Raw genomic sequence first — 16,196 nt, forward strand, 5'->3', positions numbered from 1 at the left:
CGTGGTTCCACCCTTGTTCCAACCTAGACTTATTTCCTTCTAGATTGCTCAAGTTCAGATAACGGCTGATACCGTCAATAATTACTAGATTACTCGTTCACTATTGAAGTTCAAAGGTGGTAAGATCATTTCTCGTGTTAGGAAGCTCACAGCCTTGGCTTCCCTCTCTGTAAACCGTAAATATGTTCTCATGTCCTTATCGTTACTTTTTCGTTCATATATATTTGTTAACTCATTATACTCGCATAAAAAACAAAATCAATACTATTTTTTAATTATTTTAAATTTTCAATCTTAAAGACTATAAAAAAACACACTCATCCCTAGGAAAGGGACGAATGTGTTTTCGTGGTTCCACCCTTGTTCCAACCTAGACTTATTTTCTTCTAGATTGCTCAAGCTCAGATAACGGCTGATACCGTCAATAATTACTAGATCACTCGTTCACTATTGAAGTTCAAAGGTGGTAAAATCACTTCTCGTGTTAGGAAGCTCACAGCCTTGGCTTCCCTCTCTGTAAACCGTAAAAATGATTTCATGTCCTTGTCATTACTTTTTCGTTCATGTCTATTTGTTAACTTATTATAGTTATGAAAATTTTAAAAAGCAAGCCTATTTTCACTCACTATTTTAAAGATACTTTTTTATTATATTTCACAATAACATTTTACAACGACTGCTCTTATTACTTTTTTTGCAATTTACTAGCTTGTAAATCAACGGTTCATATATAAATATTCCATTTTAAAACGAGAAGATCTCCACTTTCTAAAACTATATCAATAAAGATTTTTTTAATACAATCTTTTCGTATAACTTTCTTCTAAAGAACGTGCAACGTCCTCTTCTGAAGCATTCACTTTCGCATGCTCTAATAACATCTTCGCTGCTGAAGGTAGCTCTTTTTTATTTAACCACGATTTTGGATCCCACATTTTTGAACGTATAAAAGCTTTTGCACAATGGATATAGCACTCCTCTATCTCAACAACAATTCCAAGTAACGGATTACGTCCATTCGCCTGCATTTCTTTCAAAATTTCTTCATCGTTTGTAATGTATGCTCGGCCGTTTATTCGGAGTGTCTCCCCAAGACCAGGAATAAAAAAGATTAACCCTACATTTGGATTTGAAATAATATTTAAAATAGAGTCTATGCGACGATTACCCGGTCTTTCAGGGATGATAATTTTATTTTGATTTAATACATATACAAATCCAGGTGCATCTCCTCTCGGCGAGGCATCACACTCTCCTAATTTATTTGCAGTAGATAATACTAGAAAAGGAGATTTAGACAGAAAATCTACGCAATGGTGGTCTAGTGATGAAATAACTTTTTTTAACGCTCGCTCACTTGGTTGCCCCAATATTTGCCGTAATTCTTCCTCAGTTGAAATTATTGATTTTATTTCCTTACTCTCTATCTTCACTTATAATCACTCCTTTTTCTTTATTTTCCCAAAATTCAATACAAATATTGTATAATAATATTTACAGAAAGGGGAATTAAAATGACAGAGTGGTTAACAATATTTGATCCTGAAAGACATACACTTGGAAAGAAATTACGTGATGAAGTGCATCGTGACGGTGATTGGCACGAAACATTTCATTGCTGGTTTGTAGAAAAAGATGCTGAAGATATGTTTTTATATTTTCAATTACGCTCTATAAATAAAAAGGAGGCGCCGGGTATATGGGATATTACATCAGCTGGACACATTATGCATGATGAAGATGTACAGATTGGCGGCCTTCGTGAAATTGAAGAAGAATTGGGGCTTTCCTTTCATACGACTGATTTAGCATACAAAGGAATCTTTAAAATAGATTATGAAATTTCAAACCTTACTGATCGTGAGTTTTGTCATATGTATTTTCACAATGTAATAAAACCACTTCCATTTGCACCGGGTGAAGAAGTAGACGACGTGATGAAAGTACATGCAACTTCTTTTCTACAACTACTAAAAAAAGATATTTCATCTATAACGACTACTTCTGTTTTAAACAGTAATCCGATAACGATAACATTTGAAGATATTTATCCATATGATCTTGAATACTATGAATTTGTTGTAGAACAAGCAAAAGAATTGCTAAAAAATAATAGTTTGTAAATAAAGTGAAGGCTAATAATCAGTGGGGATTTTGTTCATCCCCCACTGATTATTAGCCTTCACCAATCGGGCGTTTACGGGCAGCCCGACTCCCACCTAACTTCTTTGCTCCAGCCGAATTTTGAGGTGGGTGTCTTACTGCCCGTTAATGCGGGATAAAATAGGACTCCTAGCTTATATTGCCCGGGAGTCCTATTTTATTCATCATTGTTGTTCAAGTGTCTTCAATCTTTTCTCTACTCGCATAAATAAGCGAATGATTAACAATAGCATGACAGCCATAATCACTGCTGTTGTATGGGGATATCTAAACAATATACTAGTAACACTTCCAATTAACATCATAATAAATCCATTTTGATTCATCACTTCTGCACTATACCTGTTACCCGCATCCCATAATTCCTTATTTTTCATTGATCGTTTCGTCCGGTAACCATATGCTGCGTTTATATCTGTCGGTGGATTCTTTTGAAGAATAAGTGCAGCAAGTATAAATATAATACCAATCAATATACTCATTCCTATATTTACTAGTGCATACATCAATTATATCCCCTCCTAACCTACACTTTCATTATACGGTATAATCCTGTATTTCCCAATTGATAACACATTCATTTTCTTTCTTTCGATGTCTGGAACATACTTGGAAGTGTTACAAAACGTGCACCTTTCGTTTTTAACTGTGGAATGATTTTGTCTAGCGCATCTACAGATCCTTGTAAATGCCCACCTGGAGTTGAATGCTGAAGTATTACACTACCAGGAAATGAATTCCCTAACACATTATTGGTAATCGTATCAGCAGTTACCCCCTTCCAATCAACCGTATCGACGCTCCACTGTACAATCATAAAATTTTGCTCCGTTGCCCACTTTAATTGACTTTCAAGTATTTCACCATACGGCGGACGTATAAATTTAGGAGCATAGCCAGCTAAATGCTTTAATATTTCTTCTGTTTTTATAATTTGATTACGGTACTCGGCCTCATTTACTTTCGCTAAATTGGGATGACTATACGCATGATTACCAATTACATGCCCCTCATTCGCAATACGCTGTACTACATTCGGATACTTTTCTGCGTTTTCGCCAAGCAGGAAGAAAGTAGCCTTCACATTATGCTTTTTTAACTTATCTAATATTTTCGGCGTAAATACTAAATCTGGTCCATCATCAAATGTAAGAGCTACTTCCGCTTTATTGTACGGTCCTGAAAATGCATACGCATATTTTTCGACCCATGAAAATGGTGTCCATGATCCACGATCCTCTTCTTTCATTTGAACTTCATAATTTTGAGGAACATGTAATGCGTATGGCAATGCGTTTATATAGTCTCCATAATAAAATGAATGATACGGCATATAAGCATACGAAACATCTCGTTCTAATCCCCATTGAAATGGAACGAACATTTCTGGTGAATAAAAATAATACATGATAAAAACCTCCCTAAAATTTCATATGTGATTCATCTGCACTTTGTTAGAGAATTTCTTATCAATATACAAAAATAAGACTGTCCATAATTAGGACAGTCTTACTACTTTATACAATTAATAAAGTGAAACTTTAATCAGTGGGGGGGTTTTCATCCCCACTGATTATTAGTTGAACCAATCGGGCTTTTACGGGCAGCCCGACTCCCACCTAACTTCTTTGCTCCAGCCGAATTTTGAGGCGGGAGTTTTACTGCCCGTTAGTTAATGCGGGATAAATCGATGTACTATCTTTCGGCAAAGTTTGCACATGTTTTAAATAGCTCGTCACTTTATCATCGTCATCTTGTGGATATTGATATCCATAAGTGTTAGCAATTTCGTTCGCAACTTCTCTAAATAAATCACCCATTACAAAGAATGACTCCCAAATACTCTCATATTCTGCATTAGAAAATATCTTTTTAAATTGCTCCCACATACCTTTGTCAACATATCGCTCAAAATGCTTCCCAAACTTTCCTGTATTAACTGTAAAGTCTGTTTTCATACCAATATGCCATTCTAGCATTACGATCAACATATCTCGTACAGGACCTTCAATCATTCCTTTCGCATAAGAAAGTTCCTCTCTCCATAACCCTTTCCCTACATTTGTACTGCACCACCAAAATTCATTACAGCAATCCAAAAACTCTTTTTCTGTAGGCTTTTTTATTAAGTAATCTTTATCGCTTGCTGGTGGTAATTTTTCAATACAATTATCTTTATCAAGAAGTAGTTTACTTAAACTATCTTGTCCAACGAACTTAGTTATTAAATCAACTGGAACTAACGTTAAATCAATCCGATTCCCATCCATGAACTGCATTAAATACGGAAATTTCCCGTCTTCTTCTGCTGGAAGTAATGACATTTCTTCCGGCATTTGAACAATCATTATTTCTCCAAATCTATGAATCCAATTATGATTAGATGTAAAAGGTTGTACTTCTTTTACAACATAAATAATATCATAGTCTTGAAAACAATCTTTTTTCACATTCGGATTCACACGTGATCCATTCATGATGACAGCTCGAATTCTTTCATCCTCTTTTGCTGTATTTATAATTAAGTCTAGCATTTCTTTTTCAGTTCTCATCTACTCACAACCTCCAATTTTTTAATATAACATATAGTGTTATGTATATCGGAGGCCCACGAGCTAACTGCGTTGTACACGATACACGTTATAATTGTTCAAACATCTTTTTCATTCCACTTATCTCCTTACATCATTCTTTAACGACTGCCATTACAAATCCATCGTATCCCTTACTTCCGACAGTTTGAAGCGCTGTAGCACTTACACGTGGCTCAGCAGCTATTATCTCATAGAAACGACGTATCCCTTGTACACGAGGATCGCTACTAGTATTGTCAATAACTTCACCTTCACGTACTACGTTATCCCCAATAATTACAGTGCCAGGGCGTGATAGTTTCATTGCCCAATCAAAATAAGCCGGATTATTTTGTTTATCAGCATCTATGAAAATAAAATCAAATGGTTCACACTTCTCTTTTTCCATTTCCTGTAAAGAATCTAACGCTAATCCTACTCGTATTTCTATTCTATCATTCAAATTAGCACGCTCAATATTGCTCCGTGCAATTTCAGCATGCTTTTCACTTGCTTCTAATGTAACAATTCGCCCTCCAGATGGCAATGCTCTTGCAAGCCATATAGTGCTATATCCGCCTAGAGTGCCAATTTCTAAAATGTTACGAGCTCCTTGAATTTGTACTAATAGTTGTAAAAACTTCCCTTGAGTCGGCGATACATCATGTGCTGGCAAATTAGCTGCAGCGTTTGCTTGAAGAACTTCTTCTAATGTAGAATCTTTCGGTATTAATACATCACTCATATATTGATCAACAGCCGTCCATTTCTCAATTGTACTCATGTAAATACCATCCCCTTCAATTTCTCAATGCTTTTCTACCATTCATATTTGATTATACAGAAAATTCTGTTTCATAAACAAAAAATAAAGAAGAGACACCCACTCCATTACAGAATAGATGTCCCTTCTTTGTATTTTATATTTATCCCTTACGGATTAGTAGACCAAAGTCCTGCTGATTTAATAAATGTACGTTTATTTAATTTCAACTGTGCTACGATAAACTCTGCAATATCTTCTGCTTGCATAACTTTATCAGGATTTCCATCAGTTAATCCTAAATCTACTGCCATATCAGTTGCTACTGTACTTGGTGTTAAAGCAGTTACACGGATATTATGTTTACGAACTTCCATCGCTAACGATTCTGTTAATCCAAGAACTCCAAATTTAGAAGCACTATATGCACTTGTTACAGGTGCACCTTTTTGTCCTGCTGTAGATGAAATATTAATAATATCACCAGATTGTTGTTCAATCATGCTTGGTAAAGCTGCGCGGGTTGCATAGTATACACCCATTAGGTTTACTTGAATGATTTTTTCCCAATCAGCAACGTCTAGTTCTAAGAACTTACCAAACTTAGAAATACCAGCGTTATTAATTAAAATATCGATAGATCCTAAACCGTTTTTTAATGTTTCAATTGCAGTAGTTACCTCTTCATATGAAGATACGTCAGCAGTCGCAATAACAGCTTTTACGCCTTCTGCTTCTACTTCTTTCGCTACTGCTTTTAAGTTTTCTTCTGAACGAGCTAAAAGACCAACATTTACGCCTTCTTTCGCTAATGCGATCGCTACAGCGCGACCAATCCCTCTACCTGCTCCTGTAATTAAAGCATTTTTTCCTTGTAATAATTCTGCCAAGTGTAACACTCCTTAATCATCTCAGTTGTTTATTATATTAAAAGTGTATCTATGTTTATGTAAAAAGGCAATGATGCACTTTCATGTGCGTAGGTTACTTGTAGGTAACTATAGTAATGGTAAATGCATATTTAAAGAAAAACTAAAGTAATAAATCGATAACTAATCTTCTCTTCATAAAAAACAATAAGATAATTATGAATACCTCTCCTTTCAACATAAAAAAGTCCTCTCTAAGTCTCATTCTTTTCTCCACATTACCAGGAGTTTTTGAATTACTACTTAAAGGGGATAGTCTCAAACAACGTTGTTTTATAAACTACAAAATATTATAGGATTTAATCAACTTTTTTAAATTCTTTAGATTCACTTTTGGAATTTCCGGTAAACCGCGAAATAATATAAACAAATGGGGGGTATTCAACACCGCTAAATTTCGAGGGAGTAAGTATACTGCCTAGCTAGGATTCGGTAACAATATAAATTATGTAGATAAATGATTTTCTACTAAATTTATTCACTACATTATAGTTGGTTTCGAGTTTCTCTTGAATTGCTTTTGCCATCTTCACAGCATATTCTTATCATGAGCATATGAAGATGACGCACAAGCTCATAGTGCTGTTCCTATTCTTCGTCACTAAATTCAAAGCTCTTCTTGAATGGAAGTGAACTGTTACCATCAACAGAATCTATTTCCCTAATTTCACCAAACTGTAATTCTTTTTACCTTTACGAATAATGATAAACCTTCCATCGAATGAGTTTCCAACTGTAACATCTGTATTTACATCCGTTACCTTTTCACCATTCATAGAAATAGCTCCATTATTAATGTCTTCCCTTGCTTGACGTCTAGAAGGTTCAATCCCTAGGTCAACTAACCACTCAACAATATTTTTTGTTTCGTTTGAAGCGTGGAAAGTTGGCATATCTTTAAATCCTTGTTCAATTTCATCTGCAGTTAATGATCGAATATCCCCACTAAATAACGCTTCTGTAATTTTTAATGCTTGCGAAAGCGCATGCTCACCATGAACAAATTTCGTCATTTCTTCTGCTAATACTTTTTGTGCTTCACGTTTATGAGGTTCTGTTTGAACCTTAACCGCTAATTCATCAATTCTATCTTTCGTTAAGAAAGTGAAGAATTTTAAGTATTTAATTACATCGCGATCATCTGTATTCACCCAGAACTGATAGAATTCAAATGGTGTTGTTTTTTCTGAATCTAACCAAATCGCCCCACCTGCTGTTTTACCAAACTTTGTGCCGTCTGCTTTTAGCATTAAGGGGATTGTTAATCCAAATGCTTTTACCTCTGCCCCTTCTAATTTACGTATTAAATCTAACCCACTTGTTATATTGCCCCATTGGTCACTACCACCAATTTGTAGTTGTACTCCTTCGTATTTGTATAAATGATGGAAGTCCATAGCTTGTAGAATTTGATATGAAAATTCTGTAAAAGAAATTCCGCTCCCTAATCGACTTGCTACAATGTCTTTTGCTAACATCGTATTCACACTAAAATTCTTACCGTAATCACGTAAAAATTCAATAATATTTACCTGATGTGTCCAGTCATAGTTATTTACCATCTTCACTTTACTATTACCACCAAAATCAAATAACTTTTTCATTTGTGTCGTCAATGCCTCAACATTATGCTGTACTTGTTCTAACGTCTGTAATTGACGTTCTGTTTGACGTCCACTTGGATCACCAATTGTCCCAGTAGCTCCTCCAATTAAAATTACTGGATGATGCCCTTCTAATTGGAAACGTTTCATCATCATAAATGGGATTAAATGTCCAATATGCATACTATCACCCGTTGGATCTACCCCACAGTACAGGGAAATTTTTTCCTCTTCTACTAACTCACGTAACCCTTCTGCATCTGTTTGTTGATTGATAGCATTACGCCATTCTAATTCGTCAATGATGTTCATGCTTTTCTAACCCCTTTCATTTTTAAGAATTCGCTTTTTTAGTGTGTCTGAAAACAAAGGTCCCTATGTCTAAAAAATACATAAGGACCATTCTTAATCGTATTGCCGCCCAGATTGTACCATTAATATTACTCTCAGCAATTGTATCTATAACTACTGCGCTGTGCTTCTTCAACTTTTATCGTATACTACACCTTAAACAGATTCATCATTACTTTTATTTTTCGCATTGTAAATTATTTCAAGTTTTTCTTGAATTGCGCTTTCAATCTTATTAGCGTATTCATCGAATACATCTTTATCATGAGCGTACGGAGATAATGCACAAGCTCGTAGTACTGTTACTTTTCTTTCCTTATCCCATTCTTCTTTACTAAATCCAAGACTTTTCACAAATGGAAGTGGGCTATTTCCATAATCAGGGATAGCAAAGTCTGTATGAGAAGTAAGAAATTCATTGTAGTATATATTTCCTTTTACATAAGAAGATTGACCAAAAAAATCATGATTTAATTTGTTCATTTTTGCTAAACTTGTGTTTCCTTCTTCATTAAATACATAGTCAACCATATTAAAATCAGGCTTTGTTAATGGATAAACATGAATAGTTTTATCTCCAACTTTAAATTGTTTATCCTGTAAAAAATGATAAAAATGGTAAGCTCCTTCAATACTTGCACCTAGTAATTTACCATAACCAGTCACGTTTAATGGTAATACTTTATGGGCTGTCCAAACTGAGGCTGCAGTTGCCCCTGCTTTAGAACCTTCAAGCATATATGCACCAAGTAATGCAGGAATATCAGCTCCCTTTTCAAACACATATGTTGCGAAGTAAGAAATTACATCACGCATTCTAATATCTTTTACAACAATCCCACCCGCAGAGTATGGTATATACCCCATTTTATGTGGATCAATTGTAACGGTTTCAGCCTGGTCTATTGCCTTGAAAGAATTGTAAATATCTTCTGTCAACCATTCATTTTCCGAATTGAAAATGCCATATTTTACATATGTTTCATCGATTTTGTTATAGTCAATAAATTCATTGTTCTCATCTAAGAAAATCGCTCGAGCATACCCGCCATAAGCAGCATCTATATGAATGTAAAAATAAATACCCTCTTGTGCTAATTTTTCGCGCAACGCAACAATCTTATCAATACGATCTACTTGTCCTTCTTCTGTTGTACCAATAACAGCTACCACACCAAGAATAGGTATTTTTTCTGCAGCTAATTCTCGGATTTTTTCTTCAAGTTTATCAATGTCCATGCGATAGTTATGATCAACATCAATTGTTTCCACATTATCAAGGCCTATACCAATAATATCCGCTGATTTTAGCCAAGAATAGTGTTTAGTTTGTGGAATCAACCATTTGCCCAGCTCTTGTAGATGTTGACCATTACGCGCAGAATGTGCTTTAATTTCATCAATTTTTCCAGGTATTCTTTCTAAAATATTTAGAATTTCTTCTGTAGACATATTTAATAATTCCCATTCTGATTTATCTTCTACAAATTGAGGAGCTACTTCTTTAATCGCTAAAGGAAGGGATTTCATGTTTCTTGCATACCAAAGGCCTTCTAGATTAGCAATAGAACCATCCGCACAAATATGCCCCCAACTCTCACCTTTTTTATAACTCATAAGAGCAGCAAATTCATGCCCTACTTCTTCTTCCATTTGAGAAGTGCCTGGAGAAGATTCATACGCCACGTTATTCCCATTCCATAACATTGCAGCTGTATATGCAATAATAGCCGGCATTAATGTTTCTGAATTCATATGTCCCCAAAACCGCCCTGCCGAATGCCATGGTAATGAATTGGTACGAAGTTTTGAAGATAACACATCCATTACACTACGGATATGGTCAGCAGTTTCTACGAAATTTTTCGAGCTTTTATCTTGCGGAGTAATAACTGGTAGGTCTTGTGGTTGGTAATTTTGACGCCAACCTACATGTTCATCTACGATTTTAATTAACAGCTCTTTAAATAAATCGGCATTTTCACCTTTATCACCTAAGAATAATGCTTTTAAATTAATATCCGGTATTTTATAGTTCATTTTTCATTTCCTCCAAATTATCACAAATATTCCCTAAGTAACCTCGATACAAAATACGTTATTATTTTTTGATTTTTTCTGCACAAAAAATTCACACATAAATTAATATCTGCCATCAAAAACGGGATATAAAACACTGTTAATCAAATAAGCCAGCTCATTTGATAACAAAACTTAAGGAATACGTACCAAATATTTATTTGTTCTTTAGCTTGATTTCCTTATATCCTCAGGTGAGCTATTATCTTTCTTCCACTCTGGTTTTTTAAATTTGTTGATGATAAGTGCTATACCAATCATTGCTAATGTAACGACCACTTGATAAATAACATATCCAGTATATTGACTTGGCTTTAAAATAGATGGCGGAATAATACTTACAATAATCGTAAAAACAATACTTATCATTGAAAGAATAGAGACCGTCCATATTAATCCATTCCCTTTACTCCCTAATCTGAATGGTCTATTAACGTCTGGCATCTTATAACGCAAGCTAACAGCTGAAATAGCAATTAAAGAGTACACAACACAATACAAAATTGTTGTTGTAATTGTTATTATTAAGAATGCACTGTTTACATCTGGAACTACTATATATAAGATAGATACTAATGAAATTACAATTGCTTGAATCATCACAAAAGTGATTGGAATATCTTTCTCTGTTCTCTTTTGAAAAAACTTCGGCAAATTCCCTTCATCTGCCACTTTAATCATAGATTTACTTGGTCCAAGTACCCATGCACTTAGCTGAACTAAAACCCCAATTAAAATCATTAAAGAAATAATGTTAACAAAGATAGATGGAATCCCTAGATTTTTGGTGAAAATCATATATGGCTGTGTTATATTCGCAAGCTCTAATTTACCTTTTGGTACCGCATTTGAAACAGTTAACCCAGCAATGATATTAAAAATTGCTAATAAAATTACTGAAGTGATAACAGCAATTGGATAGTTACGTTTTGGATTATCAATATTATTTGCATGTACAGACGAAATTTCTACTCCTGCAAAAATAAAGATAATTCCTGATAAATAAGTTAAACTTCCTAAGTCCTTAAAATTAGGAATAAGATCCCTTGGCTTAAAGCCGCCTAAATAACTATTCGATTGAATCCCGTTTTTTATCATATAAATGACACCTAGAACAACAAGAATGACAAACGGAATGTACACACCAATAACAGCGCCCCAGTTACCCGCAACTTTTACCATATCAAACTTAAGGTTTAATAAAGTCACACTCCAGTATGAAATTAAGATTATGGCAAAAATAAAGTAGTTGTTTGAAGATAGTTCTGGCTTATTAATAACGTAACCCGATAGAATACCAACAGTTGACGCAACCATTACCATCCCAAAAAACATTTGAACCCATAATAACCATGAGGTGACAAATCCCCATTTCTCACCTAATGCATTTTCCACCCAAACTTGAGGTCCACCTTCTTCAGGGAAAGCCGTAGAAAGTTCAGCTGACATTAACGCAATAGGTAGAGCGAATGCAAACGCAGCTATCAACATATAGAAGATTTGGGTCCAACCAGTAATTGAAAGAGTCGGCACACTTCGTACCGTTCCAAAAAAAGCCATTGTAATACCAATTAACCCAAAAAGTGTCAATTTCTTTATATTAGACATAAAAATTCCTTTCTTTTCCATATTTAAACTAATTCATAAAAAATATTAGATGTACCCTTTTTAAAATAGGCATATCAATTAATAGTTATGTAAGAAAAGGATGTGGCAAATTTTAATAACTAGGTAAATTTCTTTAATAGGTGTCTTTTCATAAAGGCATATGCAGCCTGATGATCTCGTTTTTTACGAAGTTGAATATCCAATGTGTACCCTTCTTTGTTCCTCCACCATATTTCAAATGCGCCAATTACTCCTCATCAAGAAGAAACGAGAATTAAGCGAATATAAATAACTTAACAACCCACATTAGCAACAAAACATCAAGAAAAGGCATTCCAGATATGGAACGCCTTCTTTTATTTTATAAAATCATCAACTTAAACCTATTTTTCAAATATACTCTTTAACAATATGAAATATTCTAATTAACATAACCCATCATTATCAGTAGTCAGTAATGAATAGAAATTTAGTTATGGGGGATTTTGATTCTCTAGGTTGATGGGCATGCGGAAACTTCCCTAATCCTGTTTTTCTTTATAATAAGGAATACGTACAATAAATTCCGCACCATTTCCTTCCGTGCTCTTAACTTTAATTTCCCCTTGATGAAGATCTACTACTTTTTTTACAATCGCCAATCCCAATCCGCTACCTCCATGAGCGCGATTCCGTGAAGAATCTGCTTTGTAAAAACGTTCAAAAACATGCTGCTTCTGTTCCTCTGATATACCAATTCCATTATCATGAATACGTACTTCCACTAATTCCTCATGTTCTTTTAACTGAATTGTAATCGTACCACCGCTTGGAGTAAATTTAATACTATTATGAATTAAATTAATCCACACTTGACTCATACTTTCTTGGTCGGCAGTTACATGCACTTTCTCTAAATCAAGATCTAATTCAATTTCCTTTTCAGCCCAGAGCGGTTCAATATTTAATACAATTTGCTTTAATTGTTGATCTAATCGATAAGTCACTCTTTCTGGTGTATACTCTTCAGACTCTAAAAGGGTTAACTTCAGTAAATTTTGACTCAGTTTAGATAATCTCGTTGTTTCAGTTTCAATAATGGTAAGATAATGTTTTCTTTTTTCCTCAGAAAGATTATTATCTTGTAATGCTCTAGCAAACCCTTTTATAGAAGTTAAAGGTGACTGTATTTCATGAGAAACATTCGATACAAATTCTTGCCTCATTTTCTCCATTGCATTAAGCTCTTCTGTCATATCATTTATACTTTTTACGAGTACACCAATTTCTCCATCATACTTTTCTTCATTTCGTATTTTTACGGAGAAGTCTCCTTTTGCAATTTTTTGTATCGGTTCAATAATAGTCCAAATCATCGCCTCTCGTTTTGGTCTCATTAATATTCCGATCAATGTCCAAATAAGAACAATAAATACAAAGCCGACCATGTCACTAATTAGAAAAGTAACAAAAGGCGATACGTTTATTTCAAGAGCATTTATTATACTTGATGATACATAAAATGCTATAGACCAAATTATAGTGAGAAAAGAAAAGAGCGCTATTATCGCTCCGATTACTTTCAGCATCTTCAACTTACTCATTCGTTCTCTTTTTCTCATTTACTTACCTCTAAGCGATACCCTAAGCCTCTTATCGTTTTAATACTAAACTTTGACTTCTCTTCTTGAAATTTTTCACGTAACCGATTAATATGAACGTCTAGCGTGCGTTCATTCCCTTCAAAATCATATCCCCATACATCTTCAATTAATTGCTCTCTTGAACAAGTTCTTCCCGCTTTAGAACCTAATGTAAAGAGTAACTCGAATTCTTTTAGCGGTAACGTAACCGTTTGTTCTCCGGATGTAACTTCAAATGTTTTACGATTTAACAGTACATTTCCAACTTGAATAGATTGCGATACTGTAATTTGGTAACGTTTCAGTAATGCCTTTACTCTTACTACTAGTTCTATAGGGTCGAATGGTTTTACAAGATAATCATCTGTTCCAAGGTGAAATCCTTTTACTTTTTGAGACGTTTCCCCTTTGGCAGTTAGCATAAGAATCGGGATATCATAGTATTTTCTTAATTCATAACATAAATCAAATCCATCCATATTCGGCATCATAATATCAAGAATCGCCATATCGATTTTCACTTCTTCTATTTTTCGAAGAGCATCAAGTCCATCAACCGCCTCATATGTTTGAAAACCTTCTCGTTCCAAAAATAGAGTAACAAGCTCCCTAATGTGCGGATCATCATCTACAATTAATATTTTAGGTATCAAGGAATCATATCCTTTCTGCTTAACATACTTATTACAACTCTCAAAAATCAACAATCAGTGAAGTGCTCCCTCACTGATTGTTTTCATTCTATAAGGCACCTTCTTTAATTTTCAACTGCTGCATTGCGAATTCACGATACATGTCATGTGTACGTAATAATTCGTCATGAGATCCACTACCTGTCAGATTCCCTTTTTCAATAAAGATAATCTTATCTGCATCTACTACGGTAGAAAGCCTATGTGCAATAACTAAAGTTGTTCTACCTTTCATTAAGTTATTTAACGCCTTTTGAACGACAGACTCTGATTTACTATCGAGACTTGAAGTTGCTTCATCTAACATAAGGATTTGCGGATTTCGTAGTAACGCTCGAGCAATCGCAATTCGTTGTCTTTGCCCTCCAGAAAGCTTCACACCACGCTCTCCAACTTCTGTTGCATATCCGCTTGGTAAATCATGAATAAACGCATCAACATACGCCATCGCTGCTACTCTTTCAATTTCTTCGTCAGTCACTTCACCCTCAACACCGTAACAAATATTATCACGAATCGTTCCATCAATTAACGGACTATCTTGTGAAACGTAACCAATTTGACGTCGCCATGACTGTAATGAATATGCTGTAATTGGTTCTTTCCCTAATTTTATGAAACCACTAGTTGGCTCATAAAAACGTTCTAACAGCGAGAATAAAGTTGTTTTTCCGCTACCACTTGGTCCTACAATCGCTGTTACTTTTCCAGATTCAATCGTGAAGTCGATATTTTTCAACACTTTCTCTTCTTCGTTATACTCAAAATGTACATTTTCAATAACGATCGACTGCTTCGCATTTGTAACATTCATACCTGTCTCATGATCTTCTACTTCATATTCTAAAATCGTATTAATTCTTTCGGTTGCACCAATTGCTTTTTGGAACTGAGTAAAGAACATAGATAACTGGCTCATCGGCATAATAATTTGAACTAAATACAAAATAAATGCTACAAGTTCACCTGTTGTTAATGCACCGCTAGAAACTCGCATTCCACCATACCCTACGATAATAACAAGTAATGCCATTAAAACAAACGACATAACTGGTGAAATTAATGCTTGCACTTTTCCTTCTTTCAAACCAAATTGCAATAATTTTTGGATACCTGTATTCCCTGTTTCATATTCTCTTTTTTCCGTATTTGAAGATTTCACTAAACGAATTTCTGATAACACTTGTGTTAACACACTTGTAAACGAAGCTGTTTCATCTTGAAGCGCTTTTGAAATCTTATACATTTTCCGTCCAAGTGGAACTAAAATTAGTACCGATAATGGAATAACCGTTAAAAGTAAAATTGTCATTTTCCAGTCTAAAACAAATAATACAATTAATGACCCAATAATTGAGATACCGCCTGTTAATAAGTTTGACAAATGCTCAGAAATTAATGTTTTAACAACACCTGTATCATTTGTCATACGACTAATTGTATCTCCCGTTCTGTTTTGATCATAATAAGACACTGGTAAAATAAGTACCTTTTTCCACAATCGTTCCCTAAGTCCAGCCACAATTTTTTGTCCAATATAATTCAGTAAATAAATAGACAATCCCGCAGCAATTGTTTGAATAATAAAGAATGCAATTAATCCAACAATTTGTCCCGTACTAATTGAGGAAAGTGAAAAATTATCAACTAAACCTTTTGTCAGCATTGGAATAAACAAACTCGCTCCAGTAGAAAGTAAGCTCATTAGTAATGCAAAAATAAGAATGCCTTTCGGTGGATTTGTATCTCGAATAAGACGTAAAAACTGCCTCCAATTCCCTTTTTTCTTTTCTATATTCCTAACTTCCATTG

13 protein-coding genes, 1 pseudogene and 2 other annotated features (1 of these 16 running past the window's edge) are annotated in these 16,196 nt (G+C 34.6%); of the genes and pseudogenes, 1 reads left to right on the top strand and 13 read right to left on the bottom strand.

What is annotated here, in order from left to right:
* Positions 1–212 (bottom strand) — a binding site (T-box leader); it reaches 20 nt to the left of the window's first position.
* Positions 213–327: 115 nt separating this feature from the next.
* Positions 328–559, bottom strand: a binding site (T-box leader).
* A gap of 235 nt (positions 560–794) precedes the next feature.
* Entirely contained in the window at positions 795–1,433 is a 639-nt protein-coding gene (locus CQZ94_RS21060; protein ID WP_105586927.1) for a pyridoxamine 5'-phosphate oxidase family protein, read from the bottom strand.
* Between the two features lie 81 nt (positions 1,434–1,514).
* Here CQZ94_RS21060 and CQZ94_RS21065 point away from each other — a divergent pair, with 81 nt between their 5' ends.
* Positions 1,515–2,123 carry an NUDIX hydrolase gene (locus CQZ94_RS21065; RefSeq protein ID WP_105586928.1) on the top strand — a complete coding sequence of 203 codons (609 nt, stop codon included), beginning with the start codon at positions 1,515–1,517 and terminating at the stop codon, positions 2,121–2,123.
* A gap of 204 nt (positions 2,124–2,327) precedes the next feature.
* Here CQZ94_RS21065 and CQZ94_RS21075 read toward each other — a convergent pair whose 3' ends face one another.
* From CQZ94_RS21075 to CQZ94_RS21130, 12 genes and pseudogenes are all read right to left on the bottom strand, one after another.
* Positions 2,328–2,669: an SdpI family protein gene (locus tag CQZ94_RS21075; RefSeq protein ID WP_105586929.1), complete on the bottom strand. Its 342-nt coding sequence runs from the start codon at positions 2,667–2,669 to the stop codon at positions 2,328–2,330.
* 71 nt (positions 2,670–2,740) lie between these two features.
* Entirely contained in the window at positions 2,741–3,571 is an 831-nt protein-coding gene (locus CQZ94_RS21080; protein ID WP_105586930.1) for a peptidoglycan-N-acetylglucosamine deacetylase, read from the bottom strand.
* A gap of 250 nt (positions 3,572–3,821) precedes the next feature.
* A complete protein-coding gene (locus CQZ94_RS21085) occupies positions 3,822–4,715 on the bottom strand; it encodes an aminoglycoside 6-adenylyltransferase (protein ID WP_105586931.1) in 894 nt (297 codons plus the stop codon).
* 133 nt (positions 4,716–4,848) lie between these two features.
* The gene (locus CQZ94_RS21090; RefSeq protein ID WP_105586932.1) at positions 4,849–5,520 is read right to left on the bottom strand and encodes an O-methyltransferase; all 672 of its coding nucleotides are present in this window, start codon (positions 5,518–5,520) and stop codon (positions 4,849–4,851) included.
* Positions 5,521–5,669: 149 nt separating this feature from the next.
* Positions 5,670–6,389: a 3-ketoacyl-ACP reductase gene (locus tag CQZ94_RS21095; protein WP_000818985.1), complete on the bottom strand. Its 720-nt coding sequence runs from the start codon at positions 6,387–6,389 to the stop codon at positions 5,670–5,672.
* Between the two features lie 692 nt (positions 6,390–7,081).
* A complete protein-coding gene (gene tyrS / locus CQZ94_RS21100; protein WP_105586933.1) occupies positions 7,082–8,344 on the bottom strand; it encodes a tyrosine--tRNA ligase in 1,263 nt (420 codons plus the stop codon).
* A 195-nt stretch (positions 8,345–8,539) separates the two neighbouring features.
* Positions 8,540–10,423, bottom strand: coding sequence for a tyrosine decarboxylase (gene tdc, locus CQZ94_RS21105; protein ID WP_105586934.1), 1,884 nt, complete (start codon positions 10,421–10,423; stop codon positions 8,540–8,542).
* Positions 10,424–10,630: 207 nt separating this feature from the next.
* Positions 10,631–12,070 carry a tyrosine-tyramine antiporter gene (gene tyrP, locus CQZ94_RS21110; RefSeq protein WP_105586971.1) on the bottom strand — a complete coding sequence of 480 codons (1,440 nt, stop codon included), beginning with the start codon at positions 12,068–12,070 and terminating at the stop codon, positions 10,631–10,633.
* Positions 12,071–12,195: 125 nt separating this feature from the next.
* Positions 12,196–12,285: pseudogene (locus CQZ94_RS21115) on the bottom strand (IS6 family transposase); the annotation flags it as partial.
* A gap of 306 nt (positions 12,286–12,591) precedes the next feature.
* Positions 12,592–13,671 carry an envelope stress sensor histidine kinase HitS gene (hitS, locus tag CQZ94_RS21120; protein ID WP_105586935.1) on the bottom strand — a complete coding sequence of 360 codons (1,080 nt, stop codon included), beginning with the start codon at positions 13,669–13,671 and terminating at the stop codon, positions 12,592–12,594.
* Complete coding sequence (gene hitR, locus CQZ94_RS21125; protein ID WP_105586972.1) at positions 13,668–14,345, bottom strand: envelope stress response regulator transcription factor HitR; 678 nt, start codon at positions 14,343–14,345, stop codon at positions 13,668–13,670. Before hitR ends, hitS begins: the two co-directional genes overlap by 4 nt.
* An 88-nt stretch (positions 14,346–14,433) precedes the next feature.
* The gene (locus CQZ94_RS21130; RefSeq protein WP_105586936.1) at positions 14,434–16,194 is read right to left on the bottom strand and encodes an ABC transporter ATP-binding protein; all 1,761 of its coding nucleotides are present in this window, start codon (positions 16,192–16,194) and stop codon (positions 14,434–14,436) included.
* Between the last annotated feature and the right edge of the window lie 2 nt (positions 16,195–16,196).

This window comes from Bacillus sp. MYb209 (assembly GCF_002975175.1).
In the GTDB taxonomy this organism is placed as follows: domain Bacteria; phylum Bacillota; class Bacilli; order Bacillales; family Bacillaceae_G; genus Bacillus_A.

What these genes read in the sequence shown, in the direction of transcription:
- CQZ94_RS21065 (WP_105586928.1), top strand. Translation starts at nt 1,515, where the DNA reads ATGACAGAGTGGTTAACAATATTTGATCCTGAAAGACATACACTTGGA.
- CQZ94_RS21075 (WP_105586929.1), bottom strand. Translation starts at nt 2,669, where the DNA reads ATGTATGCACTAGTAAATATAGGAATGAGTATATTGATTGGTATTATA.
- CQZ94_RS21080 (WP_105586930.1), bottom strand. Translation starts at nt 3,571, where the DNA reads ATGTATTATTTTTATTCACCAGAAATGTTCGTTCCATTTCAATGGGGA.
- CQZ94_RS21085 (WP_105586931.1), bottom strand. Translation starts at nt 4,715, where the DNA reads ATGAGAACTGAAAAAGAAATGCTAGACTTAATTATAAATACAGCAAAA.
- CQZ94_RS21090 (WP_105586932.1), bottom strand. Translation starts at nt 5,520, where the DNA reads ATGAGTACAATTGAGAAATGGACGGCTGTTGATCAATATATGAGTGAT.
- tyrS (WP_105586933.1), bottom strand. Translation starts at nt 8,344, where the DNA reads ATGAACATCATTGACGAATTAGAATGGCGTAATGCTATCAATCAACAA.
- tdc (WP_105586934.1), bottom strand. Translation starts at nt 10,423, where the DNA reads ATGAACTATAAAATACCGGATATTAATTTAAAAGCATTATTCTTAGGT.
- tyrP (WP_105586971.1), bottom strand. Translation starts at nt 12,070, where the DNA reads ATGTCTAATATAAAGAAATTGACACTTTTTGGGTTAATTGGTATTACA.
- hitS (WP_105586935.1), bottom strand. Translation starts at nt 13,671, where the DNA reads ATGAGAAAAAGAGAACGAATGAGTAAGTTGAAGATGCTGAAAGTAATC.
- CQZ94_RS21130 (WP_105586936.1), bottom strand. Translation starts at nt 16,194, where the DNA reads ATGGAAGTTAGGAATATAGAAAAGAAAAAAGGGAATTGGAGGCAGTTT.